Source organism: Gordonia sp. 852002-51296_SCH5728562-b (assembly GCF_001665475.1).
Taxonomy (GTDB): Bacteria; Actinomycetota; Actinomycetes; order Mycobacteriales; family Mycobacteriaceae; genus Gordonia; species Gordonia sputi.
The window spans coordinates 73,698-97,487 of sequence record NZ_LZMI01000059.1; the positions used below are offsets into that span (position 1 = coordinate 73,698).

Here is a 23,790-nt window from a genome sequence, read left to right on the forward strand (position 1 = left end):
CAACCACTCATCGGAGGAAACGCATGTCCGACAACACCGCACCGACCGTCATTGACGCCGCCGAACTCACCCTGCTCGTCGGCATCCCCGGTGCCCCCGCCTATGACGCCTACCCGATCGACCTCGCCGATCGGGACGAGGCACGGCAGGGACTGTCCGACCTTCCCGCCGAGGCCTCAGCGCTGGTCGCTATCGAGTTCGACGACCCCGAGGAGCGGGGCAGCCGCATCGTGCTGGCCGACGCCGGTCTCGACGCCGCGCAGTTCGTCGACGACGAGGACGGCCTGGTCGCCGTCGACGACGTGCTCGCTCAGCTCGCCCACCTCCAGCACGTCCTGCTGACCGGAGAATCCTGACTACCGACCACGATCCCCGCGCTCCTGGCGCGGGGATCTGCTTTCCACCGATCGGGCGACACTCTTGCTCACCAGGCCGTGCGTGTCGGTCCCGCTGACTACTGTTGTATCGGACACCAGGAGGCGAACGTGGCGGGCAACAAGGCGCTGAGCAAGGCCCAATCGGCCAAGCGCGACGAGTGGTACACCCAGCTCGTCGACATCGAGAAGGAATTGCGCCACTACCGGCCGCAGTTCGCCGGGCAGGTCGTGCTGTGTAACTGCGACGACCCCTACGAGTCCAACTTCTTCAAGTACTTCGCGATGAACTTCAACCACCTGGGGCTCAAGAAGCTCATCGCGACCTCTTTCGTCGGCTCGCCGATCATGGGCTCCCAGCTCCCGCTGTTCGAGGCCGCCGGAATGCGTGACGCCGAGCCGACCAAGACCGCCTATAAGGTCGAGATCACCGCAGTCACCGACCTCAACGAGGACGGTGCGGTCGACCTACTCGACGTCGAACAGCTCCTGCGCAGCGATGCCAACGTCGTGACGCCGCTGTCAGGCAGCGGCGACTTCCGCAGCGACGAGGTCGTGGCGCTGCTCGACGAGGCCGACATCGTCGTCACCAATCCACCGTTCTCGCTGTTCAAGGATTACCTCCGCCAGCTCATCGACCACGGCAAGAAGTTCCTCGTGCTCGGCGACCAGAACCACGCCAAGCACTCCGAAATCTTCCCCTACGTCACGCAGAACAAGCTGTGGTTCGGTTACGACAACGGCGGCACCAAGTGGTTCCGCGTCCCGATGGACTATGAGATCGCCACCGACTCTCGGACGAAGATCGTCGACGGGGTCAAGTTCCTCAGCATGGGACGCATCTACTGGTACACCAACCTCGACACGACCAAGCGTCACGAGCCACTGACTCTGTACAAGCGCTACAAGGCAGCCGAGTACCCCACCTACGTGAACTACCCGGGCATCGAGGTCGACAAGGTCGCCGAGATCCCCTTCGACTACGACGGCGCGATGGGCGTGCCCATCACCTTCCTCGACAAGTACAGCCCCGAGCAGTTCGAGATCGTCGGCATCAGCACCCAGGACGCCGAACCCATGAAGAAGTACGCCGCGCCCGAGGACTACGCCAAGAACGGGAAGAAAGTCGGCGGCACCGGCAAGCTGTTCATCCCGATCGGCGACGGGAAGTACGCCGGCGTCTACGAGCGCATCCTCATCAAACGGATCGGAGACGCCTGATGGACATCGACCTGCACCCAGTGACCATCCGTGAGGTGATCGAGGGCTACACAGACGACGGCGAGGGCGGCGTCTCCGGCTACGGCGGCCAGCTCAACATCCGGCCGCCCTACCAGCGCGAGTTCGTCTACAAAGAGAAGAAGCGCGACGCGGTGATCGACACCATCTTCAAAGGGTTCCCGCTCAGCATCTTCTACTGGGTCGAGAACGACGACGGCACCTTCGAGATCCTCGACGGCCAGCAGCGCACCATCTCGCTGAGCCAGTATGCCAGCGGCGACTTCTCGGTGGACGTCAACGGCAACCTCAAAGGCTTCCCCAACCTGACCGCCGACGAGCGCGAGAAGTTCCTCGACTACGAGCTGCTGGTCTACCGATGCAAGGGCACCGACTCGGAGAAGCTCGAATGGTTCCGCACCATCAACATCGCCGGCGAGGTGCTCGTCGACCAGGAGCTGCTCAACGCGACCTACCACGGCCCGTGGCTCTCCCATGCCAAGTCGATCTTCTCCAGGACCGGCGGCGCCGCCTACGGCCTGGGTGAGAAGTACCTGACCGGCGAGTTCAACCGGCAGAAGTACCTGGAGACGGCACTGAAGTGGATCTCCGAGCGTGACGGTCTCGACCATCACAAGCAGTACATGGCTGCCCACCAGCACGACCAGAACGCCAACGAGCTGTGGTCCTACTTCCGCAGCGTCATGTTCTGGGTCGAGGACACCTTCACCGTCCAGCGCGCCAAGCTGATGAAGGGGCAGCCGTGGGGTCCGCTCTACAACGTCTACGGCTCCAAATCCGTGGACACCGCCGCTCTCGAAGCCGAGATCGCAGGCCTCGTGCAGGACAAGGAAGTCACCAGCAACCGCGGCGTCTACCAGTACGTCCTGTCCCGCGATCCGAAGTACCTGAGCCTGCGCCAGTTCGACGACGACCAGCGCTTGGCGATCTACGAGCGGCAGGGCGGCCGCTGCGCCAACGGCACCAAGTGCAAGACCGTTGGCAACGACGACGGTAAGCAGGTGTTCGACATCGCGCAGATGGACGCCGACCACATCGTCCCCTGGTCCAAAGGCGGCAAGACCGAGGAGCGCAACGGCCAGATGCTCTGCATCGCATGCAACCGGTCGAAGGGAGACCTCTGAGCGATGGCCAAGACCGACAGCCAGCCAACCATCTGGCGTCAGCAGCCTCACACCAAGGCCAAGCACGACATCCTCACTCGCTATCTCGGCGCTTGGTTCGGCATCTTCGGACGCTCACGTTTCCACCAGGCCGTCAACCTGCTCGATGGATTCGCCGGACCTGGCACATACGAGAACGGTGAACCCGGCTCGCCGATTCTGGCGATCACCACACTCCTGAGTCATCGGGACTTTGACTCCTACAGCGACACCCGGTTCAACTTCGTCTTCAACGAGAGGGACCCCGCGAGGTACAGCTCGTTGACGGACGTCGTCACCAATACCCAGGCGGCACGAGCCCCGTGGCCGGCGAACGTGCGAGTCGCCGTGCGAAATGACGACTTCCAGGACCTTGCCCGTCAGCTGCTGGACTCCATCGGCCCCAACAAGCAGCTCGCGCCCACCTTCGCGTTCATCGACCCGTTCGGGTACCGCGACGTGCCCATGTCCACGATCCGAGACCTAGTCAGCCACCGGTCGTGCGAGCTGTTCATCTACTTCGACTTCAACAGCGTCAACCGTTTCGCCACCGCGGGCAACGTCGACGAGCACTTCTCAGCACTGTTCGGGTGCGACGAATTCAAGAATGCCCCGCCCGAGGGCCTCGCGCGCGCCCAGTTCATCCACGACCTCTACGAGAAGCAGCTGCGCAAAGAATGCGACTTCGCCCATGTCTGCAGTTTCAGGATGATCAACTCCAGTGGGCACACCGGCAGCTACCTCTTCTTCTGCACCCGTGACGACCAGGCGTACGACAAGATGAAGCAGGCGATGTGGGCGCTCGCGCCCGGAGGTGCCTACGCGTTCGACGACCGCCTCGCCGGCCAGGAAGTCCTCTTCGGCAACGACGCCAACACCGGCCCGCTCCAGGACGAGCTGGCCCAGCACTTTGCGGGCCGGACGATCCCCGTCGACGAAGTAATCCGGTACGCCGTCACCCAGACCCCATTTCACAGCGGCCAAGTCAAGACCAAGACCCTCAAGCCGATGCAGAAGGCTGGCCGCATTACCTCGCCGAATCAGAAGCGCACGAACACTTTCCCCGACGGGACCCTGATCACCTTCCCGGTGCTGGACTGATCAGGCTGAGACGCACGCCAGCTCTGGCATGTCGTCCCATGTGCGTCCGCCCAGCTCGCGACCGTTGGCCTTGGGCGTCCGCCCGCCCCACTGCTTGAAGAAGAACGCCACCCCCGCCTCGACGCACTGGTCGCGGATCTCCTCGACCCACGCCGGGTCCATCGGACGCGCCCGCGGCCCCGACTCGCCGCCAGCGATCACCCAGTCGATCCCGCTGAGGTCCAGACCTGGTAGCGCAGTCAGCAGGGGCTCGCACGAGAGGAACCTCGTCGCCGCCGGCACTGACCGCAGATGGTCGATGCGGTCGACGACGTCCGCAGACTCCACCGATACGCCCATCCAGAGGTTATCCGGCCAGTCGAGCCTGTCGGCGATGCGGGCGAGGCGGTGCGCGCGCTTGGTCAGCACCTGGTAGGTGTGCTGCGGCGTCGCACGGATGACGTCGAACACGTCCTCGATGAAGTCCAGGGGCACCTTGGCGTGGAAGAGGTCGCTCATCGAGTTCACGAACACGACTTTCGGCGCTCGCCAGCGCAGCGGCTGCTCCAGTGCACGCGGGTGGATCGTGACGCCGAAACCCGGGCCGGACGTTCGCGGGTCGCCGTCGTTCTGGTACTTCTCGGCACCCATCGCCTTGAGCCGCTTGGCCAGGGCCAGCGCATAGCAGTTGTCGCAGCCTGCGGCGACCCGGTCGCAGCCGGTGACGGGGTTCCAGGTGACCTCGGTCCACTCGATCGCACTGTTGGTCGCCACAACCCCACCTTTCACATCAGTCACATGAAGTCTGTACGGCATCCGCCCATGTGGCAACCCCCGGGGTGCGCCCATGCCCGGCGCTCTAGTCAAGCGACCGGCCAGATTCAGGCCTGGAACGCGTCGTCTATCCAGTCGTCGCCGCGGTAGATGGCGTCGACCATCATGCCCATCGTCGTGTACCCGGTCGCAGTGAGCGGCGCTGCTTCCCCGTCGCCAGACTCACCTGAGCCGTCGGCCCCCGTCCCGGCCGCGACCTTCAGGAACTTCATCCGTCCGGCCGCCCGGCAGTGAACCGCCACGGTCCCGCCGTCGGGGAAGTAGTGGCTGAGGCGCTCCACCACGACGTCGTCGGCGGGGTCATCGTCGATGCACGCCACGGTGTTGCGCACCCACGGGTACTCCACGTCGCGGAACTCCGCTTTGCGATTGTGCTGCGCGTACCCGAACGTAGCGATCGTGCGCGGGTCCCGCGTCTCGTGCCGCGCGTCCCACTGGTCGGCGAGCTGCTTCATGAAGAAGTCGTAACCGGAGTCCACCAGGTCTCCGTCGCCGGCGTAGAGCTGCCTGACGACGGAGGTCTCGAAGTCATCAGGTCCGGGTCCCGTGCGCACTCGGTGCACGACTGCTCCCGGCTCGACCGAGAAGGAGTCCATCACGTACCGCACCGGGCGCTCGCCGGTGGCACGGAAGGAGTCGACGTCACCCTCGCGTGCGACCAGCTCGATCGTCCAGTCGTAGTACTTGCCGCCGCGGACCCCGTACCGCACGTGCAGCTCGGTGTTCACCGGGTTGCCGTTGCCGTAGGCGCCCAGCGACCCGGCGAACTCGTTGTACTCCACGCCGGATGTCGGCACCTTGTAGGGGTTCTTCTCAGTCACGCCCCGAAGGTATCGCTGGCCACCGACAATCACCCGGTCGAATCACCTGTCCGCAAGCCGGTCGCTGGCCGTATACCCGATCACCGGGCAGTCGATCTGGGTGACCTCGTGTCCGTAAGACCCGCCCAGCGTGCCTTCTCGTTCGCGGCACCTCGAACGCACACCATCGAGTGAATAGCGGGTCCGTACTCTCAGATGAGTCAACCCCGGTGTCTCGATCACCGGGGTTGACTCATCTCGCCACAAGACCTCAGCAAGCCCGGCGCAGGCTCCGCACGATCTCTGTCGCACGCGACAGCATCTCCTCGACCTCCTTGAGGCGTGCCTGGACGTCTTCTTCGGGTGCCGGCCCCTGACCGCGGTCCACGACCGCCCAGCGCCGCGGCGCGTCAAGCCTTTCCACGAGCCCTTCGTCAATCAGTGGCGCATAAGCGTTGCGGATCGTCTGCACGCCTCCGACGCCGAACATTTCAGTCAGCTCCGCAATCGTCGGCAGAAGGTCACCGGGATTGCTCCGACCAACCTCCTCCCGGAGGAATGCCGTGATCGGCTCGTGTAGTGGAGTTCTCACCATTTCTATCTCCTTGATCTGAGCGTAACGCTCATTTTTGAGCGCTACACTCAGATTAGCACTATGTCGTCACGTGCACTCCGTCCATCTGGGGTACACCCTGGCGAGACGGTATACATCAACTTCATTCTTCGTAACAACAAGGTCCATTTTCTATTCGCTTGACACTTTCCAATCAGGGTCATAGACTTAGGTGGTACACGACGCACGGTGCCGCGACAGACACGGACTAACGAAACGGAGAGATAGAAGAATGAGCAACATCACCATCGAGGACGCTACGGAGATCATCGAATCGGTCGAGATCCCTGACTTGAGCGCGCAGGCGGCGATCGACAAGGGCCTGGTCGTGGCACCTTCCGTCGAGGCTCGTTACGATTCGCAGACGGACTGGGTCGAGGTCGCCGTGAACGGCGAGGGCTGGAACGTCGACTCAGCTTTTATTGAGGTCTGCGACGGGCTCGTCGACAGCGACGACATGACTGTCGCAATCGAGGAAGTGCTAGCCAGCCTCCAAGACGCCGACAGTCCGCGAGTCCCTCTGGAGGACCTCACTGCATTGGTGACGGCCGACAGTCCGCATGCGGGATTTGCGCCTCTCACCACTATGGCGCAGTCCATGCGTGACGATGCGATCGCGGCGCAGTCGATGGCGTTCTACGCCAACCACGGAAGCGTCGACGTGGTCGTCGAGCGCTCGCATGGCTGCCGTCAGTGTGGCGAGTGGCATCACCTGAGTGGCCCCATCCACACGGGATCGATGGTGGCCTGGTCGCAGCAGCAGGGTTGCGGCGCAATCATGGGGCCTTCCAGCCGCACGGTCGAGCTCGACATCGAGGGTGGGACCGTGAGCGCCGAGGATGTCGACGAGGCGAGCAACGCGCTGACCGAGGCTGCCAGCGAGGTCCTCGCCGAGGATCTCGACTGGATTGAACGCGACGCACCGCGCTGGGCTGCCCAGATCGACAATGCTGACTGGGAGGATGCCCTCGCCTACGACGGCACCATCTTCCAGGACGAGGCGATCGTCGACGGTGTGCGGGAAGCCGGCTATCAGGCGGTGGTCGACGTCCTCGTGACCTATGGGGTCTGCGTCAGTGAGGATGAGGCCCGCGAGCGTGTGCTCTCGGCCCTCACCGAGGCCGTCATCAGAGCGGCCTGACCTGCTGGACGACGAAGGGCCCGGAGTCAGAGATGAATCCGGGCCCTTCTCTGTACCGAAAGGGATTTACCATGAGCTACAGCGCCGGAGGCGGCAGCGTGGCCGGTCAGCGCGTCGGCTACCGCCGCGTTTCCTCTGTCGGCCAGAACGCCGATCGTCAGCTCGACGGCGTTCTGGTCGACAAGCTCTTCACCGACAAGGCCAGCGGCAAGGATGTCGACCGCCCGGAGCTGCAGAAAGCGCTCGACTACGTCCGCGAGGGGGACGCTCTCGTCGTCCATTCGATGGACCGCCTCGCTCGCAACCTCGACGACCTGCGCCGCATCGTGCGCGACCTGACCGACAGGGGCGTCCGGGTCGAGTTCGTCAAGGAGGGGCAGGTCTTCACCGGCGAGGACAACCCCATGAGCAACCTCATGTTGAGTTTGCTAGGCGCGGTCGCAGAATTCGAGCGCTCACTCATTCGCGAGCGCCAGCGCGAGGGGATCGCGCTGGCCAAGGCTGCGGGCAAATACCGTGGCGGGCAGCCGAAGCTGACCGACGAGCAGGCGGCGGAGGTCTCCCGGCGTCATGCCGGCAGCGCGGGCGAGACGGTCGCCGCCTTGGCCCGCGAGTACGGCGTCAGCCGGCAGACGGTGTATCGCTATCTGGCGCTGGCTCAGGACAGGTCGACGACGTGACCACCCGTCGCACGGTGCCGTTGGAGGCGGTGATCGAGCAGTACCTGCGTTCGAGGTGCGCGGAAATCGGCCTGCTCTGCTGGAAATTCACCGCCCCTGGGCACCGGGGCGTCCCCGACCGCGTCGTGATGGGTCACGACGCCCGCGGCGACGCCGTGACCCTTTTCGTCGAACTCAAGCGCCCCGGTGCCAAGCCCCGTCCGTCGCAGGTCGCCGCGATCGAGGACATGCGCGCCCACGGCACCCACGCCGTCGTCGCCGACACCAAGGCTGCCGTGGACGCGCTGCTGAGCGATTACTTCACCGACCCCACGATCCCCATCGCCGAGCGCGATCCATGCGCCGCGCCGCTGCCGGGCACTCGGCCACCCAGGATCGACGCGACCAAGCTGTTCGGCTAGTCGTAAGGACGCTGGCGAGCGCGTCGCCGACCTCGCCCGCGAATTCATCGGTCTCCTGGCAGACCGTCCATCCCGCGCGCTTCCTTTGGGTATCAATCCGCGATCGGCGTGATCGTGTCCGGCTCAGTAGAAACCGTGACCACACCGTGGCTCGGCCTGGTCAGCGGCAGGGTCGCCAGGTGCTTCTTGAGACGGTGGGACATCGGCATGAATGTGGCGAGGGTCAGGCCGCCCGACACGACCGCCCCCACCAGCGGTACGACCTTCGCCGCGCTCTTGGCGAAGATCTGCGTTGTCATGCGGACGCCCAGTAGCGTTGCGACCTTCTTGACCGCTGGATAGATCGCGCCTTTGGTCAATGCTTGTCGGGGCAGTTGCTTTGCGACCTGCTGCGCGATCAACGCCGAGACCCGCGCCACGCCAGCCTGAGCCACGTTCACTCCGAACATGACGCCGATGAACAAGGTGAGCATGCTCTCCGTAGCGGAGTCCAACCCGTCTGCCTCATCATCACCGAAGAGCTCGGGCCAACTGTAGATATAGGCGAGCTTCTGGACGACACGCAGGATGTGGCCGTAGTACTGCGCGACATCCGCCGGAACGGTGCCGAACGCGGCGAACCCGCCGGGGATACCCGCGGCGGCCGAGATGGTCGTGACTCTGCTGGTCTCGTTCTTGATCACACTGTTGGCGATTCGATTCGCCACCTCGAGCGGTACACCGGCCTCGGCAGGACTCGTGGCGACGGCCTTGTTGACCTGCTCGTCGGAACAGAAGCGCTTCAGCTCGCTGCGCAGGTACTTCTCCCGGTTGATCCTTACCCCGGGCATCTGAGCGGATGCACGCAGCGTCTGCTCGAACTTCGATGACGGGACGACCTGTTTGTCTTTGGCCATGAGAGAGAACCTACTGCAAAGGGGCGACATCCAGTGACGACGTCATTATCCGATCAGCGCGGCGGCCTTGTGGTCGATGCGGTGGGCTTCAACGTCACGCTGAGACAGACCGCCTCGGTTGGTCGGCTCGACATACCAGGTCAAGTGCATCGTGTTCTGGGCTCGTGGACTTGCCAGCGCACGGGCTTCCTCACGCGTGAACAGCCAGACGGAGTCGTCGCTGAGCAGCACGGTCGCGAGCAGTTCCGCGCGCAGGTCGGCCGGGAACGACCAGCCGAGGGAGTGCGCTCCCTTGCCGCCAGCCTTCACGGGCTTGTCCATGGCTTTGACCTGGATAGTCCGCGCCTGGGTCTCCGACGGCGAATACGCCACCAGGTCGACACCCGAGTCCGTGGTCAGCCGGGCGCTATCGATCCCGAGTCGGAGGAGCCGATACTGGACAAGAAGTTCGCCCGCGGCACCTATGTGAAGCGTGCTCAACATCGACCCCCTACTGCGGCAACCACTCATGGATACATCGTCGGCGGAAGCACAGTTCGCTTCTCCTACTTGAACAATAGAGATGCTCCCGGCCAGCTACTCGTCGCGCCTCCCCAACCTCACGACGGCATAGCCGCTGACAAGCACCCCCTCGACACCCACGTCGAGGAGGACCAGATGCTCGCCGTCACGACAGACACAGCCTGGATCAACCGCAGAATCAGGCGCGGCCTGCTGTCGCCAGCCGCCCGCGGGATGACCGCAGAGGACGCCGCTCGCCAGCACAACGAGGCCACGCACTCGACCCCCGTCCGACGCCGATTATCTCAATTCGCCTGACACCGCCCAGCGCGTCGCTCACGGCGTTCTACGCCTCGTCGACATCGAGATCGCAGACCACCACGACGTCGTGCTCACCGACACCGACAGCACCGGGCCCCGACGCTGGCGCGTACCGGGGCAACCTCGGCCAGGTCGAGGCCGCGTGCGAGCAATACCGCGTGGTCAACGGAGGTTCCCTCAGCGCCGACCCACTCATCGACGCACTGTCATGGGTGTGAGCACGACCGTTGTTCAGTTGCCTCGACCATCCGTCACACGCAGGTCATTCACGAATCCTGCTGCCGCACTCACGAACTCGTCCCGCAGATGCCGCTGAAAAGCGGTGGCGATCGCCTCCGGCGATCCGTGAGCGTCGACAACCGTTCCCCGCTCATCGTTGAGCTGTGTCCACAGCGTTCCCGCGTTCTCCAGAACGGTGTTAACCCAATGATCGACCCTGTCCGCCCTCAACTTGTCGCTATCGCTTGGCGTGGTGCCCTGCCCTAGGAAGTCGGGGCGTTTGTCGTGGATGATGTCGATCAGCTCAAACCCGTCCCCGATCTGATAGAAGCCAGCGCGACCGAGCACTACGCGGGCCCATGTGGCGAAAAGTCGGACCGACTCAGACTGCGTCAGGGTCGCGCCTTGCCGCCCAACCTTGCCGCGCAATGCCTCGACGCGAGCCTCCGACACTTCTGGAATCCAGTCGTCATCGTCGAACGTGTGGGGCGGTGCCTGGAAGATCTCGCGCAGTTCCTCCCATATCTCCTCTGTGTACGCTCCCTCGGTCACACTGTCGGCAAGAATCACGCGTCCCTCGCGCGACAACCGGTCGCGTGCCAGGGCGAATGTCTGCAGATCGTCGGCCAGCTCCCGCACCCGATCGATGTTGCTGCGCTCGCTTGGCAGCCCCAGCGCCTCGATCACCTTGAGTCGGCTCTCGAGCGCCTCCGCGCGGTTCGACAGCGCGCGAAGAGATGTACTGGTATCGCGAGGATTGTCGGGAGCGAGTTCTCCGGAGGCCGCCGCCAGGGCCAGCAGATCATGCAGCGTGTGGTCTATCTGGTTGTAGCGGAGGTCTCGCTCCGCGGTGTCATTGCCGGCCTTGGTGGTCTCGATAGCTTTCAACGCCAACCATGTGGCCAGCACGACCGCCACCACAGCACTCACCGCAGTAACGATGTTCGCGACATCGACGTAATGGCCCCAGTCCATGGTCGGAGACTATCGCGATGTGCAGATGTCGATGGCGTTCGCCGCATCGAACCTCTCACCTTTGCTGGGGAAGAAGTAGGCGATCTTGGTGTAGGCGCGTTTGCCGCCGCAGGTGCCGGGATCGAAGGCGACGACGTTTCCCGCGACGCCGCTCTCCCGGTAGATTCCGCTCTTGTCCGGCGGCTGGTAGTTGCCGATCCCCGTGCCAGTCGCCCGGTCGCTGCCCCAATCGGTCCAGGTGATGTTCTTCATCTGACTCGTCGAGGAGGCTCCGCCGAGGTCGATGTCGCGCGGCTCCACACTTCCGTATCCAGCCCCGCCGGATTGCGGAGCGCCGAGGGCGATCGCCTCGCCGCCCGCGGTGGGCGCCGACGTTCCGGGACCCTCGAAGCGCTCGCTCTTCTGCTTCGACAGGAACACACCACTGCCGGTGGTGGTGTTCCACACGGTCAGGCCGTTGAACTCCGAGGCGATGGCCCAGTCGTCGAAGTAGTACTGGTGCCCGTACTGGACTCGCGGCACCTGGTAGCCGTCGCTGGCGGGCTGGTTCATCCAGCCGGTGGTGCCCGAACTGTCGTAGGGTTCGCCCACCCGGTTGTCGGCGAACCCGAACAGCCACTTGCCTTTACACGTGCCGACCCGGTTGACGCATCCCAACGGGCTGTTCGATGTGTTGAAGCTCGTGACCCCGCACTGGCCCTGCTTGCCATTGGCGTCGGGTTCGTTGAAGTCACAGCCGATCCCGCCTGTCGGGGTCAGCAGATGCGCGGAGCGCAGGTGGGTGTATCGCCCGACGTAGGTCGGCAGCGGCTCGGCAGTAGCAGGGCGGGGTCCGCCAGCGCCTGCGTACGCGCCCTCGACGGGCGGCGCGGGAGCGCGACTCGCCGATGGAGCTGATGCCACCGAAGACCGCGCAGGCGTGCTGGCTTGGCCGCTGCTCGCGCCCGGAGGGGCCGTGCCACTGCCGTCGCCAGAACCAGAACCGGAACTGGTGCAGGCGACGATGGTCGCCGCGACGATCGCGACGATGATGGCCGCGATCACTCTTCTTCGGTCGTCTCTTTGTTGGATCATCCGACACAGTGAATCACATGCGATTCGGGCCAGGCGCCGAGAATTACAGTCGTATAACGGATTTGGAGCCGCATGCTAGAATTTGGATGTGGTTTGAGGCCGAGGGCCGAGCTATACCCTTTTTGGGCTTCTGACCTGCGATTCGCCACTCTGGCGCCCTTCACTTTCTCTGAGTACAAACGTCTCTCATGACGTTCATGCAGCTCACACCCCACGGATTCGCCGCACGACTTTCCCGTCGACTATCCGACCGACACCACGGGCTGGCGCTTGCGATCCGCCGGATCGTCCGTAAGGTACGTCAGTGTGAATCACTTGTGATTCACACTGACCAGGCGAGCAGATCAGGGGCGTGTCGATGACCGAACTCGTGGGACCATGGTCGCGTGCCAGTCGCCGACCATCTCACCCCGCAGCAGCGGCTGGTCCGTGACGTGCGACGGAAGGCCCTCGGCGCGGCACTGGCCGCCGCCAGGCAGAAGGCAGGCCTCACCCAGGACGAGCTGGCCGAGGCGAGCGGGGTATCCCGCCCGACCATCAGCCGCATCGAGCAGGGCACCGGACCGATCGCCTCTGACCGGCTCTGGGACCTCGCGTACGCGTGCGGGACGACGCCAGCAGACCTCTTTTCCGAGGCCCAGGCCACCGAGCGAGACGAACTCGGCCAGGACTCCGCTCCCAACGAGTAGCTGACACTCACGGCCCCGTTCGGGCCGAGCGCCACCACACCAAGCAACAGCCGACGCGACCCGCGCCCGGTCTATTCGACCTGCCCACGCCCCGGAGGGACCCCGCAATGCCACACATAGATTTGTACCTGATCTACGATCTCGGCCGACAACAGCCGCCCGAAGCCCTTGCCGCCGCTCTCACAACTCAGCTCAACGCGACTGATCCGCGAAATACGTTGAGCCGAAACAGGATCGAGACCGCAAGAGCCATCCTTGGAGACCCCCAGCGTCGTGCCCGGTACGATGCCGCGCTCGCCGATCCGGCCGCCCCGGTCCTCGACGAGCAGGCACTGGCGCAGATCGCCGGTCGGACTGTGACCGCTCCCGCGCACAAGCCCAGCCTCGCAGCGGTCTTCGCCGATCCCCGGGCGCGCATCATCGCGGGCATCGCGGGAGCGGTCGTCGCCGTCGTGCTGGTCGTGGTCATTGTCACGGTCGTGGCCACCAGCGGCGGTGCTGGCCACGATAAGGAGTCGACCGCGGCCGCCCCGAGCGGTCGACCCGCCGCGAGAAACGACGCGACGTTCGAGTGCTGGGTCGACAAGACTGACGACAACCTCCAGTTCGCGTCATGGAACAACGTGCCCGGCGGCAGCGACCGGAGGCAGCCCTCCCGGGTCATGATGCTCACCCGGGCCACGGTGCTCCCGTCGCAGTTCGCACAATTGGCCGCGGGAGAAGACATCCAATGGGGACTCGGCTCGCCGGTGCTCACGGGACTGCCCGTCAACGGCATCACGCAGTTCCAAGACAAGCGCATCGGAGTCGTGTCGTCACCGCCGGTGACGACCAACGACGACGGCAGCGCCACGCTGGCGATCGTCGATCAGAACGGCACCCTCGTCTCCACGACCACGTACACCGACGCCAACAAGGCCGGCGCGCCCACCCGCTTCGACCTGGCCCGACAACGCCTGACGGGCGGTTACTACCGGATCGAGGCGCAGAACGGCGTCGTGATCCCGGCCGCGGCGCAAGGCACCAAGCAGAACATGGTGTACGCCAACACGATCCTGCCCGACGCGTTCGACGACTCGACGCTGTGGCTGATGATGCGCGGCTCGTCGAATCTCTACAAGGCCACGCTCTACGCGTCCAACGACTGGGTGGCGCTGGGCATGTCGGCCGACGTTCGCCGTTGCCGCCGATAACTCCCGACGAGGACGCGACCACCAGGAGGGCGAAGTGATGAACCGCTGGGAGTACACGCCATGACGCGATCACAGCTCGTAGCGAGCCTTCAACACCTGCACGCGGCCACCGCGGCGTGGGAGCGCGAGGACGCATATCAGCGCCAGCTCCAACAGACGTACAAGAACACCAGGGTCCGGTCTCCTCTCAATCTCGGTGCGTGGCTGAAGTTTTCGGCGGTGGTCCTCGTCGTCGGCTTTCTCGCGGGCTTTCTCCACATCGCCGGTGCCATCATCGTCGTCGCCGTGCTCTGGCGGGTCGCCGTCGCGGTCAACGATCGAATGAAGAGCCGGCCCGCATCGAAGCGCTACCAGGCGGCCGCGGCCCACAACGGCGAGGTCAGCGCCGCGATCGCCCAGTCCAAGCGCCGACAAGGGAGTTTCGCGGGAACCTATCAAAGTCTGGGCGGTACCGGGTTCTACCCCGCGTCCCGGCTGAGCACCCGCGACATCGCACGGGTCATCGCGGTCGTCCAGGATCACCGGGCGGACTCGGTCGGCCAGGCCATCAATCTGCTCGCACACGCCGATGCGCAGAGCCGCCGCGACGCGCAGACCGCCGCGCACCAGGACGCGATGCAGGCCGAGCTGCGCCGGGCCCGCGCCGACGCCAACACGAACGCCATGCTGACGCGCTGGACCATCAACGACCAGCGACGACGCTGACCACACCGGATAGGCGACTAATGAAAGTGAGCACCACGATGAGAACCATCACACGACGCAAAATCGCCACCGCCGCAACGGGTCTGGCCCTGAGCGCCGGCGCCCTGCTCGGCACCGCCCTGAGCACAGCTCACGCCGAGGCCAACGTCACGCCCGGCGCCTACCTCTGGCACATCGACAACCTGGGCTTCCCCAGCTCGGTGCCCGCCACCGTGAACGGCAACACGCTCTACGCCGGCGGGCACCGGCTGCCCATCCACTCCACCCCGAACGGCGGCTGGGTCGAGATCAACGGCCAGGTGTACCTGCTCGCCAAGCGCGGTGGCACCTACACCGGCACGTCGACCGTGGGGCCCTTCACCGTCGGCGGGTCCACCCTCACGCCGCGCCGCTGACTCACAGCCGGTGTCCTGACCGGGACGCACAGACCCCCGCACCGAATCCCGGTGCGGGGGTCTGCTTTTCGTTGTTGCGGCTTGTTCAGCGCGGCAGGAGCTGACCGGAGCTCGATGTTCCGACCTGGATGATGTAGGCGCCATCCGCGTCGCCGTCCACGCGCAGGAGATCGACGCGCTGGCCGGCAACGGTCGTGCGCGCGCCTTCCGCCGTGGGCGTCAGACCGAAGCGCTGACCGGCGACGAAGAGCGCGCCGTCGTGGACTGATGCGGGCACGTGTGCGAGCGACGGCAGTGTCGGGGAAGAGTAGATTTCGAGGGTGTAACTGCCAGCGGGCGGCGTGGTGGCCGACGCGGTGCCCGTGCCGACAGCGCCCAGGGCAACGGCGCTGGCCGCGGCGAGTCCGACGATTCCGGCGGTGATCTTCTTGGTATTCATGGTTCTTCTCCTATGTATGAATGTCGAATGTTGTTGTGGCTGAGACGGATTGGCTACTTGCTCGGTACTGCGCTGCTGCTGACGCTGCCCTCCTGCCCCGTCCCAGTCACGTCGACCCGCTCCAGGGCCAGCTTGAGGAGGCGATCGCCCGCGATGGCGTAGACGACCCCGTCGGACTTGGTCGGCTTGAGCAGCGCGAGGTCGGTCGGCTCGTCCTCGTGGTCGTCGTCCACCACGAGGTACCGGCCCCCGGGGACCGTGCCGCACGCGCCCCGCATGTCCTGATCGGTGCCGTCGCCCATGCCCTCGCCGAGAATCGCCGGATCGCCGCTCGTCCCCACGGTGACCTTCCACCAAGCCGACTTTCCACTCTGGCTGTCCACCGACGTCGTGGAGATGTAGACGCCCATCCGCGAGTCGCTGAGCTGGAGCATCACCATTTCCCGCGGCTCGCCCTTGTCCGCCTTGGCTTTCCGCGACACGAATCCGGCGGGCAACGCCGTCTCGGCGAGCTTGCGCAGCTGGTGCCCGGGCTTCTCGCCCTGACCGTCCCACTGGGCGCGGGCCAGTTCGTCGGCGGGGCAGGTCATCCCGGTGATGCGGGTGCCCACGCGCTGCTCGACGGACTCGCTGACCTCAGCCTTCTTGGACTCGACGACCGACGAGACCGCCACCGACTTCGAGGCGATCGCCGCCTTGACGTCCTCCGTGGTGTTCCGCTGTCCGAGGCTGTGCATGCCGTATGCGACGCCGCCGCCGATGGCCAGTGCCACCACGGCGGCCATCGCCAGCAGCGCCTTCGGGGCCTTGCGTGACGTCGTGGACTCGGCGGCCGGCGGCGCTGGCGCGGCGGCAGGCACCGTCGGCACTGGCGGGTCGACGAAGACGTCGTCGACGACCTCGTAGACCTCCCGACCGTCAGCGATCGCCGCCTCGGCCTGCTCCGGGGTCAGGGGATTGCCCTGCGCGTCTTCGTATTCAGGCATGGTCGCCCTCGGCTTTCTTGATCTCGGTGACGGGCCGGCGCGTGCGTCGCGCGGGTGCTGGGTCGGGCCGCGGCGCGGGCACCGGGGCCGACTGCGAGACGGGCGCCTCGACCGGCGCGGATGGCTGCGGGGGCACCGGCACCTGGAACGGCTGGACCTGGACGAACTGGACCGTCTGTACCGGCTGTGCCGCCTGCGGCGTCACGTCGTCGCTCATGTGCTTGAGCAGATCGCGGGTGGTGACAACGAGGCGGGGCATCGTCAGGATCGCCGCCACGCCGAGCCCGATCATGCCGAGCACCCAGACGTTGTTGAACACGGCCAGCGCCGTGATCATCAACTGCCGGAAGACCAGGAACACCACCGCGTAGCCGAGCGCGATCATCGCCAGGGCCAACCCTTTCCGCTTCGCCAGGAACTCCTCGTAGTCATCCACGGCGTCCCCGAATGCCCCGCGTATCCTCTTGAAGTCGGCGTCTTCGGCGTCACTCGGCAGCAGGAGCCGGTTGCCGGCCATCAAGCGGACGTACGTCGCGAAGAAGACCGTTATCGCACTGCCGGCCTCGTCGAGCCACCCGGCTTGAGCGAACGCGTACCCGCCCATCACCACCGCACCGCACGCCATGAGCACGGCGAGGATACGGATCAGCTCCATTCCAGCGTTGCCCGGACCGTACGACCTGCCGTCGGGGTAACTCATCGCTCCTTCTCGGTGTCGTCGTTGCGCCACCGCTGCACATGCAGCGCCCCGGCGACCTCGACGACAACCACCGCGACGTCGTCGCCGCCCAGGACGGCGCGGATTTCATCGGCGGCTTCGAGTACCGGCCGCAGCGCTGCCACGATCGGGGCCAGATCCACAGGGATCGCGCCCGGGGCCAGATCGGACCGGGCCAGCACGGCGGCGGCCGATTGCGGGACGCCGTCGACGTCGTGGACGATTTCTTCGTCGCTCATTTCGTGTCTCCGTTCTCGTTGTCGCCCTTGCTCGTGCGGCGCTTTCGACGACTCTCGATCCACAGTTCGATGACCACGACCAGGGAAGCGACGCCGACTACCCCCAGTGCGACGAGTCGCGCGGGACCGGGTTCGAAGAGGAGGAGGAACACCACGGCGGCAAGGATCGCCGCGACGCCGCCCAGCGCACGCGGGGACGGTGGTCCGTCCTTGAACGCGACCTCCCACACATCGCGCAACTCGCGGCCCACACCGTCGATCGCGCGCAATACCATCGCCATCAGTCCTCCTTGTTGTCGTTGTCGTTGTGCGGCACTGACACCCGCACCACTGTCACCGGCGGCGCAGGTGACAGTGGTTCGGTCACCGGCAGCTCCGGCTCACCGCCGAGCCGAATACGAATCGGCGTCGGACGATCCGACGCCGCTGACCGGCGCGGCACCGCCTCCCAGCCGTAGGCGTAGGCGAGCCACGCGGCCCTGCCGATGCCGATCACCGGTTGCGCCAAGAGCCACCAGCCCCACACAGGCACGCCCGAGCCCAGCCAGACCACGGCGGCTATCACCGCCATCCCCGCGGCCACGACACCCGTCGCCACGGCCAGCGGACGCCACCGCAGCGGACCCCACGCGGGCACCTGCCGGTACCACGCGCCGTAGATCGACCACGACAGTCCGATTCCGGGTCCGGCCAGCGCGATGCGGCCAGCCTCGACGGCGAGCGCCCAAGCGGTCCAACGCATCCGGTGCTCGTCGTGCTCGACGGCGCGACGCGCGAATCGGCCGCGTGTCGTCACCTCGGCGGCGATGGCGTCACCGGCCCCGGCGTCGGTGCGGGCCATCCGACGCGCACGCGCCGACAAGCGCTGACCCCGGCGCTGCGCGTCGGGGTTGCGGCCCGCGCGGCTGCTCACCCACGCGGCCCGCTGCGCGGTGAAGTGCGGGTCAGCCACCGTGCACCGCCGGAGCCGTTGTGTCGCAACGCGGATTGGTGTCGCGGGTGATGGTGCCGCCCGCGCCGACGGCGACGCCGCCGAGGAACACGGCGATCACGGCGACGGTCACCCACGCCCAGCGGCGCGATCTACCACCCCTGCTCTTGGTCCTGCCCATTGTCGGATCTTCCTTCACTGTGATGGGATTGCTCCGTAATAAATACAACGGTACTATAGCTAAGTAGTAAATACAACGCAGCTATAGGACCAGGAGGAGAAAGTGGCACACGATGACCGAGATCGAGGAGACGAAAAGGGTGGCCGTGACGCTGACGAGGGCTGACGCGAAGCGCCTCGGCGAACAAGCCGGGGGGTTCGGGATCGGTCCAGGCCTACTGTCTCGCGCTCTGGTCCGCTACGGGCTCGACCACATCGACGACCCCGGCGTGCAGGCCGTCATCGCCGAGGTCAAGGCGGCCGACCGCGAGCGACGCCGACGAGTCGGTGTCAAAGCCATGAAGAGCCGTTGGCCCGACACCAAGGAGAAGAAGGAAAGTTCCGAATGAGCCTCTACCGCAAGGACTCCGGTCCGTATGTCCCAGCGCCGACACCGTTCGCGGGCTTCATCGACGGCGTGCCGGCCAGATCGGCCTGCCACGTGCTTGTGACCGGTTTGACCGGTTTGGGAAAGTCGCGCCGGTGTCTCGGTCCTGGAATCCTGATGTGGGACGGCCCAGCAGTCGCTCTGTCCTCAAAACCGGATCTCATCGAACTGTGCCTCGAAAAGCGCTTGTCCTGGGGCGGATACGACAAGACCTACGTGCTCGACCTGTCCGGACAGGTACCCGACGATGTACTGCCGCCGGGCGTGGAGAAGGTGGTCGTCGACCCTACGGTGCTCGTCGCCGACGACGACGATGCTATCGACCTTGCCGGGCAGCTGTTCAAAGCCGGCATGGCCGGACAGACCGAGGGCAGCGGTGGGGACGGTGACGCGTTCTGGGAGACCTCGACGACCGGCTTACTCGCTGGCGTTCTACGGGCCTCCGGCGATGACGGTGCTCAGTGGGCACGGGCCGCCGTCGGCCGTATCAAGCCCAGTGACCCCGAGGACGTCGAGCAGCCTTGCTGGATCAACGCGATCGGGCGCCTGGAGCGGATGGGCTGCGAAATGCTCGCCGAGGAGATCCTCGAAGCGACCGAGAGCGAGGACAAGATGCGCGACTCGATCCGACTCACCGCCAAGTCGGCGATGGCACCGTGGCGTCGGTCCACCGTGTGCGGACGCAACGGCGAGAAACCATTCCACCCCTCGATCCTCGAAGACCGAAGGGCCACGCTGTTCATCGTCGCGCCCGCTGACGGCGCCGCCGCGGGTGCCGCGGTCGCTGCTGTGGATGCGATCTCGACGCACTGGCGCCGAGGCCAGACCCGACCGGACAAGCTCCCGCACCTGCTCCTCGCCGCAGACGAATTGTGCAATACGCTGCCCTGGCCGAAATTGCCTGTTGTCGTGACCGAAAGCCGCGCGATGGGCCTATGTCTGCTCGTGGCGGTGCAGTCAACAAAACAGCTCGCCCGACGCTACGGCCACGACGGCATGGAGGAATTGCGCGCCGTGTTCCCGTCGATCCTGTGCCTGGCCGGCACCGCCACCACCGAGGACAGCATTCTGCAGGCCGCGGCCGCCGCGCACGGCCGGACCGAGCGCCACAAGCTCAGCGTCGATCACACCGGCAAGCAGTCGCAGTCCTCGGAATTGGTCGACACGCTCCATTTCACAGACCTCGTCCCGCAGGACGTGGACCACGGGCGGCTGCTGCGCGGCTCGGCCCCGGCAAGCACCGGGCCCGCAATCGACGAGGCGGGAGTTCTGGTCGACCTCATCGACATCGACGCGATCGCGTTCGACGTCGCGTGATACGAGCGTCACGAGCAACCACGTGTCGTACCGAGCAGGCATCCTCTCCTGTGTGAGCATCGAGATCCCCGAGGGACAGCCGAACCGTCGATTCATGCGATATGTCCGTCCGCCCGAGCCCGCCCCACGGCAGGTTGAACCGCCACTGTTTCCGATCGTCCCAGCGACGAGAAAGCTCCGTGTCGGCATCGACACCGAGACGTTGCCCGACCTGCCGGAAGGCTATCTGCTTCCTCTCCTACAGCGTGACGAGATCAGCGCGGAACTCATCACCACTCGCGAACGGGAAGTGCCTCGCCCGTGGATGGACGCGCTGGGAGCCGACGCACTGGTCCACAGCCTCGACTTCACTTCTGTCGATGACGCCGGGCGCTTCGCCGATTCAGTCGAGTTCTGGGTCGACTCGAAGGGCCCCGAGTGTGAATCGAGTGCGGCCGTCCACTTTTTCGATCTGTACCAGCACCTCGACGCCGCGAACCGCCCGGGCGGGGCGCAACCGCTGCCCATCGAACTCCTGCACCGCGCAGCGGCTCATGCGGCGGCTGCCCGTGTCGTAGGACTCGACGCCATTATCACCGCGAGCCCTACCGCCGGGCGCTCTGACGTCGCGGACAACGACGTGGTCACATCAGTCACACCAGGAGAGGCAGTAGCACTGCTCGGCCACTACCTGCGCGTAACGGCCAACCCGGTGATCGCGATACGGCAAGGCAACGTCGTAGGGGGCACGTGGCAGGAAACCACCACCACAGGAAGCGTGACGGCACTCTACAGAGAGGGCGTGCTCAGCGGAATGACCTTCTTCGATTGTCTGGAACCGATTGCGGCAAAAGAAGGTGCGCCCCGCGTCGTCTCGATGTGTCACGCCGTGCAAGTGCGTCTGATCAGAGCCACAAAGGCGTTCGACACGCTGCTCGCGGCTCTATCCAACCCGCTCAAGGGCAATCGTGGTCAAGACGTGATCGAGACGGCGGCCGAGGCGTTCGATCGCGAACTCCTCTATCTGTCAGCCGTCTACGACATCCTCGGTCGCGGATTCTGCGTCCTCAAAGACCTCACGGCAGCCAAGCCCGCTCAGCAGTCCCTTGACTCGGAACTCTTCGTCCAAAAGCACCTTGAGCCTGTGTACAGGGCCGAAGCGCTGGTCGAGGTGAAGCGCCTCCAGAAGTACGCGTGGGTGTGCAAGCAGCTTCGCAACCATATCCACGACGGCGTACTGGCGATCGGACCGAGCCTTGGCCGCGTCTACGGAAGCGACCAGAATCTGGCGATCAACCTCGACCAAGTCCCGAAGATGGATACCGAGTCCTCAGGTCTGTCGCAGGAGCACTACGACGCGCTCGGCGTATGGAGAGGACAGCCCCATGTGCTGGGGCCGACAGTGACAGTCGCCGACCTCCCCACCGCGGGATTCACGCTGTTGCGCGCCGGACTGGAGTACGTCGAGGTATTTGCGAAACTGCTTCTGACCAGCAAACCAAGCGGGTTGCCCAACGCGAGTTCACTCTTCGGCTGCGTGGAGATACCCGAGGGCTTCGGCCCACTACCGACGCCCCCAACTGCCGCATACCATCGCGCGCTGTTTGGGTGGCACCCCGAAGTGCCGAACGCCTTCTAACTGGCCACTGAGCTCCTTGATCATCGTTCACGTGACGCCGGTTCGCGCTCCCGGTCCCGCTGCTGCTTGATCGCCGCATCCCGCAACGGGGTCCGCGACGCACGCTTGGCCTCGGCCTCGGCCACCCCGCGCTCCATCGCCTCCCGGCCACGACGCTGCTGCGCCCGCTGCTGTGTCCGGGCCTGCTTCGCCTCGGGGCTGCCGACCGCGGCCTCGCCGAAGCGGCGACGCACGGCCTGATCACCACCCTTGGCCAACTCGCGGCGCATCGCCCTGACGCGGCCAGCATCGAGATCCGGACGCGTCGTCTGCGCCTGGCGCTCACCCTCGTCGAGCTCGCGGCGACGTTCGGCGACTTCGCGAGCCGCATCCTCAGCCTCCAACCGCTCCTCGCGACGCTGCTCGATCTCCTTGGCCACCTCATCAAGGCGCTCTGCACTGCGCTCCATCATTCCTCCTTGCTTGCGTTGCGGCTCAGAGCCACTTGATCTCCTGAACCATCCCGTGCGCGCGGCGATAGGCGGCCTCGGCGTCGGCGTGGTCGGCGCACACGTACACCTCGCCCCATAGCGTTCGGCGCCAGTAATTCTCGGTGTACGTCAGTCGCAGGACAGCTTTCGCCGCGCAGTGCTCGCACTCCGGTCGGGACGCTTCGATGAGCTCGCGGAGTCGGTCGAGCGGCGTGCGAACCGGCTTCATGCTCATCGAAGCGTCCTGAGCTCGCCGTACAACCATCGACCGGCGCGGTAGATCCCATAGCCGACCGCACCGATCACGGCGAGGGTGAGCGCGGCGATCAACGCGCGCGACCCGACGGTGCGCGCGGCCTCGAATGAACCCCACGCCCAGCGCGTGAGCGGTCCGACACCCAGCACCTCGGCGACCGGGACCACCAGCAGCCACAACATCGCGATGATCATCGCGATGGGCGTCAGCGCCAGCGCGACCCGGCCGACGCCGGCGATCGACAACGACCCCTTCAGTCGGGTCGCGGTGCGCTCGGCCGACTCCAGCCGCTCCGCGCACCTGTCCAGGTGACCGACCATCCGCGCCGAACTCTCAGCAGTCCTGAACGCCACCTCGTCACCCACCTGTGCGACCAACGCGGCGGCGACAGCCGTCGCGTCGAGCTGCGGGCGGAGGCCCGAGACACCATCAGTCACGGTCGCGGTCACCGTCGCGGTCATCGCGGTCAGCTGCTCCTCGGACAGCCGCATCGCGGAGGGGGGTCGACGACTCCGCAGCTCGTCGACCCCGAGCTCGATCGTCGCGACCGTCGTCGCCAGCGCCCCGGTCGCCGTGCTCGCCGCGGCGATCGTCTCGACCTGAGCGCTCAGCTCGTTGAGCTTCGCGCTGATCTCGTTGTCCGACTTCGGGCCGCTCGCTGCCGTCGCGATCAGTGTGTTCACCGCCGCGGTCGTCGCGTTCTGCGCGTTCGCGAGCGAGTCGAGCGAGGTTTGCAGCTTGGAGATTTGCGAGCGCAGCTCCGTCAACTCGGTCGACGCGGATGGCGGCGGAGTCGGTGGTGGATCGCTGCTCCGCATCGCGGCCAGCCGTGCTTCCCGATCCTCGGTCGTGGTCTCGGTCATCTCGTGCCTTCCTCTTGCTCCTGATCCGACGATCGATCTGATCGCCTCTGTATTCCGCACCCAGGTGACCGGAG

At 65.7% G+C, this 23,790-nt stretch carries 32 protein-coding genes; 15 read left to right on the forward strand and 17 right to left on the reverse strand.

The window, feature by feature from the left end; genetic code table 11:
* The first annotated feature begins 23 nt into the window (after window positions 1-23).
* The 4 genes from A5766_RS10435 to A5766_RS10450 all read left to right on the forward strand — a co-directional run bounded on the left by A5766_RS10435 (window position 24) and on the right by A5766_RS10450 (window position 3,856).
* Window positions 24-356, forward strand: coding sequence for a hypothetical protein (locus tag A5766_RS10435; protein ID WP_064904618.1), 333 nt, complete (start codon window positions 24-26; stop codon window positions 354-356).
* A gap of 129 nt (window positions 357-485) precedes the next feature.
* The gene (locus A5766_RS10440; RefSeq protein ID WP_064904682.1) at window positions 486-1,595 is read left to right on the forward strand and encodes an adenine-specific methyltransferase EcoRI family protein; all 1,110 of its coding nucleotides are present in this window, start codon (window positions 486-488) and stop codon (window positions 1,593-1,595) included.
* Window positions 1,595-2,737: a GmrSD restriction endonuclease domain-containing protein gene (locus A5766_RS10445; protein WP_064904620.1), complete on the forward strand. Its 1,143-nt coding sequence runs from the start codon at window positions 1,595-1,597 to the stop codon at window positions 2,735-2,737. Before A5766_RS10440 ends, A5766_RS10445 begins: the two co-directional genes overlap by 1 nt.
* A 3-nt stretch (window positions 2,738-2,740) precedes the next feature.
* Window positions 2,741-3,856 (forward strand): three-Cys-motif partner protein TcmP, encoded by a 1,116-nt coding sequence (locus tag A5766_RS10450; RefSeq protein ID WP_064904622.1) that lies wholly within the window; start codon window positions 2,741-2,743, stop codon window positions 3,854-3,856.
* Here the strand turns inward: A5766_RS10450 and A5766_RS10455 are convergent, their stop codons facing one another.
* The 3 genes from A5766_RS10455 to A5766_RS10465 all read right to left on the reverse strand — a co-directional run bounded on the left by A5766_RS10455 (window position 3,857) and on the right by A5766_RS10465 (window position 6,064).
* Complete coding sequence (locus tag A5766_RS10455) at window positions 3,857-4,609, reverse strand: DUF5131 family protein (protein ID WP_064904624.1); 753 nt, start codon at window positions 4,607-4,609, stop codon at window positions 3,857-3,859.
* A 107-nt stretch (window positions 4,610-4,716) separates the two neighbouring features.
* The gene (locus A5766_RS10460; protein ID WP_231894613.1) at window positions 4,717-5,490 is read right to left on the reverse strand and encodes a hypothetical protein; all 774 of its coding nucleotides are present in this window, start codon (window positions 5,488-5,490) and stop codon (window positions 4,717-4,719) included.
* Between the two features lie 250 nt (window positions 5,491-5,740).
* The gene (locus tag A5766_RS10465; protein WP_064904628.1) at window positions 5,741-6,064 is read right to left on the reverse strand and encodes a GntR family transcriptional regulator; all 324 of its coding nucleotides are present in this window, start codon (window positions 6,062-6,064) and stop codon (window positions 5,741-5,743) included.
* 250 nt (window positions 6,065-6,314) lie between these two features.
* Here A5766_RS10465 and A5766_RS10470 point away from each other — a divergent pair, with 250 nt between their 5' ends.
* From A5766_RS10470 to A5766_RS10480, 3 genes are all read left to right on the forward strand, one after another.
* Entirely contained in the window at window positions 6,315-7,223 is a 909-nt protein-coding gene (locus A5766_RS10470; RefSeq protein WP_064904630.1) for a hypothetical protein, read from the forward strand.
* Window positions 7,224-7,294: 71 nt separating this feature from the next.
* Window positions 7,295-7,903, forward strand: coding sequence for a recombinase family protein (locus A5766_RS10475; protein ID WP_197501416.1), 609 nt, complete (start codon window positions 7,295-7,297; stop codon window positions 7,901-7,903).
* Window positions 7,900-8,304, forward strand: coding sequence for a VRR-NUC domain-containing protein (locus tag A5766_RS10480; RefSeq protein ID WP_064904632.1), 405 nt, complete (start codon window positions 7,900-7,902; stop codon window positions 8,302-8,304). The genes A5766_RS10475 and A5766_RS10480 overlap by 4 nt, the downstream gene beginning before the upstream one ends.
* A gap of 92 nt (window positions 8,305-8,396) precedes the next feature.
* Here the strand turns inward: A5766_RS10480 and A5766_RS10485 are convergent, their stop codons facing one another.
* The gene (locus A5766_RS10485) at window positions 8,397-9,200 is read right to left on the reverse strand and encodes a hypothetical protein (RefSeq protein ID WP_064904634.1); all 804 of its coding nucleotides are present in this window, start codon (window positions 9,198-9,200) and stop codon (window positions 8,397-8,399) included.
* A gap of 45 nt (window positions 9,201-9,245) precedes the next feature.
* A complete protein-coding gene (locus A5766_RS10490; protein ID WP_064904636.1) occupies window positions 9,246-9,683 on the reverse strand; it encodes a hypothetical protein in 438 nt (145 codons plus the stop codon).
* A gap of 66 nt (window positions 9,684-9,749) precedes the next feature.
* Here A5766_RS10490 and A5766_RS25010 point away from each other — a divergent pair, with 66 nt between their 5' ends.
* Complete coding sequence (locus tag A5766_RS25010) at window positions 9,750-10,019, forward strand: hypothetical protein (RefSeq protein ID WP_064904638.1); 270 nt, start codon at window positions 9,750-9,752, stop codon at window positions 10,017-10,019.
* A gap of 234 nt (window positions 10,020-10,253) precedes the next feature.
* Here A5766_RS25010 and A5766_RS10500 read toward each other — a convergent pair whose 3' ends face one another.
* Together A5766_RS10500 and A5766_RS10505 are read right to left on the reverse strand one after the other, a co-directional pair.
* Complete coding sequence (locus tag A5766_RS10500) at window positions 10,254-11,216, reverse strand: hypothetical protein (RefSeq protein WP_064904640.1); 963 nt, start codon at window positions 11,214-11,216, stop codon at window positions 10,254-10,256.
* A gap of 9 nt (window positions 11,217-11,225) precedes the next feature.
* Entirely contained in the window at window positions 11,226-12,290 is a 1,065-nt protein-coding gene (locus A5766_RS10505) for a hypothetical protein (protein WP_156527432.1), read from the reverse strand.
* A 386-nt stretch (window positions 12,291-12,676) separates the two neighbouring features.
* Between A5766_RS10505 and A5766_RS10510 the strand changes: the two genes are divergently transcribed.
* The 4 genes from A5766_RS10510 (at window position 12,677) to A5766_RS10525 (ending at window position 15,272) form a co-directional block, all read left to right on the forward strand.
* Window positions 12,677-12,979: a helix-turn-helix domain-containing protein gene (locus tag A5766_RS10510; protein WP_064904644.1), complete on the forward strand. Its 303-nt coding sequence runs from the start codon at window positions 12,677-12,679 to the stop codon at window positions 12,977-12,979.
* 107 nt (window positions 12,980-13,086) lie between these two features.
* Window positions 13,087-14,172, forward strand: coding sequence for a hypothetical protein (locus tag A5766_RS10515; RefSeq protein ID WP_064904646.1), 1,086 nt, complete (start codon window positions 13,087-13,089; stop codon window positions 14,170-14,172).
* A 60-nt stretch (window positions 14,173-14,232) separates the two neighbouring features.
* A complete protein-coding gene (locus tag A5766_RS10520; RefSeq protein WP_064904648.1) occupies window positions 14,233-14,877 on the forward strand; it encodes a hypothetical protein in 645 nt (214 codons plus the stop codon).
* 38 nt (window positions 14,878-14,915) lie between these two features.
* On the forward strand, window positions 14,916-15,272 hold the full coding sequence (locus tag A5766_RS10525) for a hypothetical protein (RefSeq protein ID WP_156527433.1): 357 nt from the start codon (window positions 14,916-14,918) through the stop codon (window positions 15,270-15,272).
* Window positions 15,273-15,357: 85 nt separating this feature from the next.
* On the opposite strand, the gene A5766_RS10530 is transcribed toward A5766_RS10525, so the two are convergent.
* Genes A5766_RS10530 through A5766_RS24385 form a run of 7 tightly spaced genes read right to left on the reverse strand, consistent with a single transcriptional unit; the run spans window position 15,358 to window position 18,766 of the window.
* Window positions 15,358-15,711: a hypothetical protein gene (locus A5766_RS10530; protein ID WP_064904653.1), complete on the reverse strand. Its 354-nt coding sequence runs from the start codon at window positions 15,709-15,711 to the stop codon at window positions 15,358-15,360.
* A 53-nt stretch (window positions 15,712-15,764) separates the two neighbouring features.
* Window positions 15,765-16,697 carry a hypothetical protein gene (locus A5766_RS10535; protein ID WP_064904655.1) on the reverse strand — a complete coding sequence of 311 codons (933 nt, stop codon included), beginning with the start codon at window positions 16,695-16,697 and terminating at the stop codon, window positions 15,765-15,767.
* A complete protein-coding gene (locus A5766_RS10540) occupies window positions 16,690-17,397 on the reverse strand; it encodes a hypothetical protein (RefSeq protein ID WP_064904657.1) in 708 nt (235 codons plus the stop codon). The genes A5766_RS10535 and A5766_RS10540 overlap by 8 nt, the downstream gene beginning before the upstream one ends.
* Window positions 17,394-17,654 carry a hypothetical protein gene (locus tag A5766_RS10545; RefSeq protein WP_064904659.1) on the reverse strand — a complete coding sequence of 87 codons (261 nt, stop codon included), beginning with the start codon at window positions 17,652-17,654 and terminating at the stop codon, window positions 17,394-17,396. Before A5766_RS10545 ends, A5766_RS10540 begins: the two co-directional genes overlap by 4 nt.
* Window positions 17,651-17,935 (reverse strand): hypothetical protein, encoded by a 285-nt coding sequence (locus A5766_RS10550; RefSeq protein WP_064904661.1) that lies wholly within the window; start codon window positions 17,933-17,935, stop codon window positions 17,651-17,653. The genes A5766_RS10545 and A5766_RS10550 overlap by 4 nt, the downstream gene beginning before the upstream one ends.
* On the reverse strand, window positions 17,935-18,606 hold the full coding sequence (locus tag A5766_RS10555; protein WP_064904663.1) for a hypothetical protein: 672 nt from the start codon (window positions 18,604-18,606) through the stop codon (window positions 17,935-17,937). Before A5766_RS10555 ends, A5766_RS10550 begins: the two co-directional genes overlap by 1 nt.
* Window positions 18,599-18,766, reverse strand: a complete 168-nt coding sequence (locus A5766_RS24385) for a hypothetical protein (protein WP_156527434.1) — start codon at window positions 18,764-18,766, stop codon at window positions 18,599-18,601. The genes A5766_RS10555 and A5766_RS24385 overlap by 8 nt, the downstream gene beginning before the upstream one ends.
* Window positions 18,767-18,878: 112 nt before the next feature.
* On the opposite strand from A5766_RS24385, the gene A5766_RS10560 reads away from it, so the two are divergent.
* Genes A5766_RS10560 through A5766_RS10570 form a run of 3 tightly spaced genes read left to right on the forward strand, consistent with a single transcriptional unit; the run spans window position 18,879 to window position 22,127 of the window.
* A complete protein-coding gene (locus tag A5766_RS10560) occupies window positions 18,879-19,154 on the forward strand; it encodes a hypothetical protein (RefSeq protein WP_156527435.1) in 276 nt (91 codons plus the stop codon).
* On the forward strand, window positions 19,151-20,509 hold the full coding sequence (locus A5766_RS10565; protein ID WP_064904667.1) for a TraM recognition domain-containing protein: 1,359 nt from the start codon (window positions 19,151-19,153) through the stop codon (window positions 20,507-20,509). The genes A5766_RS10560 and A5766_RS10565 overlap by 4 nt, the downstream gene beginning before the upstream one ends.
* 52 nt (window positions 20,510-20,561) lie before the next feature.
* Window positions 20,562-22,127, forward strand: a complete 1,566-nt coding sequence (locus A5766_RS10570; protein ID WP_156527436.1) for a hypothetical protein — start codon at window positions 20,562-20,564, stop codon at window positions 22,125-22,127.
* A 20-nt stretch (window positions 22,128-22,147) separates the two neighbouring features.
* On the opposite strand, the gene A5766_RS10575 is transcribed toward A5766_RS10570, so the two are convergent.
* From A5766_RS10575 to A5766_RS10585, 3 genes are read right to left on the reverse strand one after another with little or no spacing between them, the layout of a single operon-like run.
* A complete protein-coding gene (locus tag A5766_RS10575; RefSeq protein ID WP_156527437.1) occupies window positions 22,148-22,576 on the reverse strand; it encodes a hypothetical protein in 429 nt (142 codons plus the stop codon).
* Window positions 22,577-22,601: 25 nt separating this feature from the next.
* Complete coding sequence (locus A5766_RS10580; protein WP_156527438.1) at window positions 22,602-22,832, reverse strand: hypothetical protein; 231 nt, start codon at window positions 22,830-22,832, stop codon at window positions 22,602-22,604.
* On the reverse strand, window positions 22,829-23,716 hold the full coding sequence (locus tag A5766_RS10585) for a hypothetical protein (RefSeq protein ID WP_064904673.1): 888 nt from the start codon (window positions 23,714-23,716) through the stop codon (window positions 22,829-22,831). Before A5766_RS10585 ends, A5766_RS10580 begins: the two co-directional genes overlap by 4 nt.
* Window positions 23,717-23,790 lie beyond the last annotated feature (74 nt).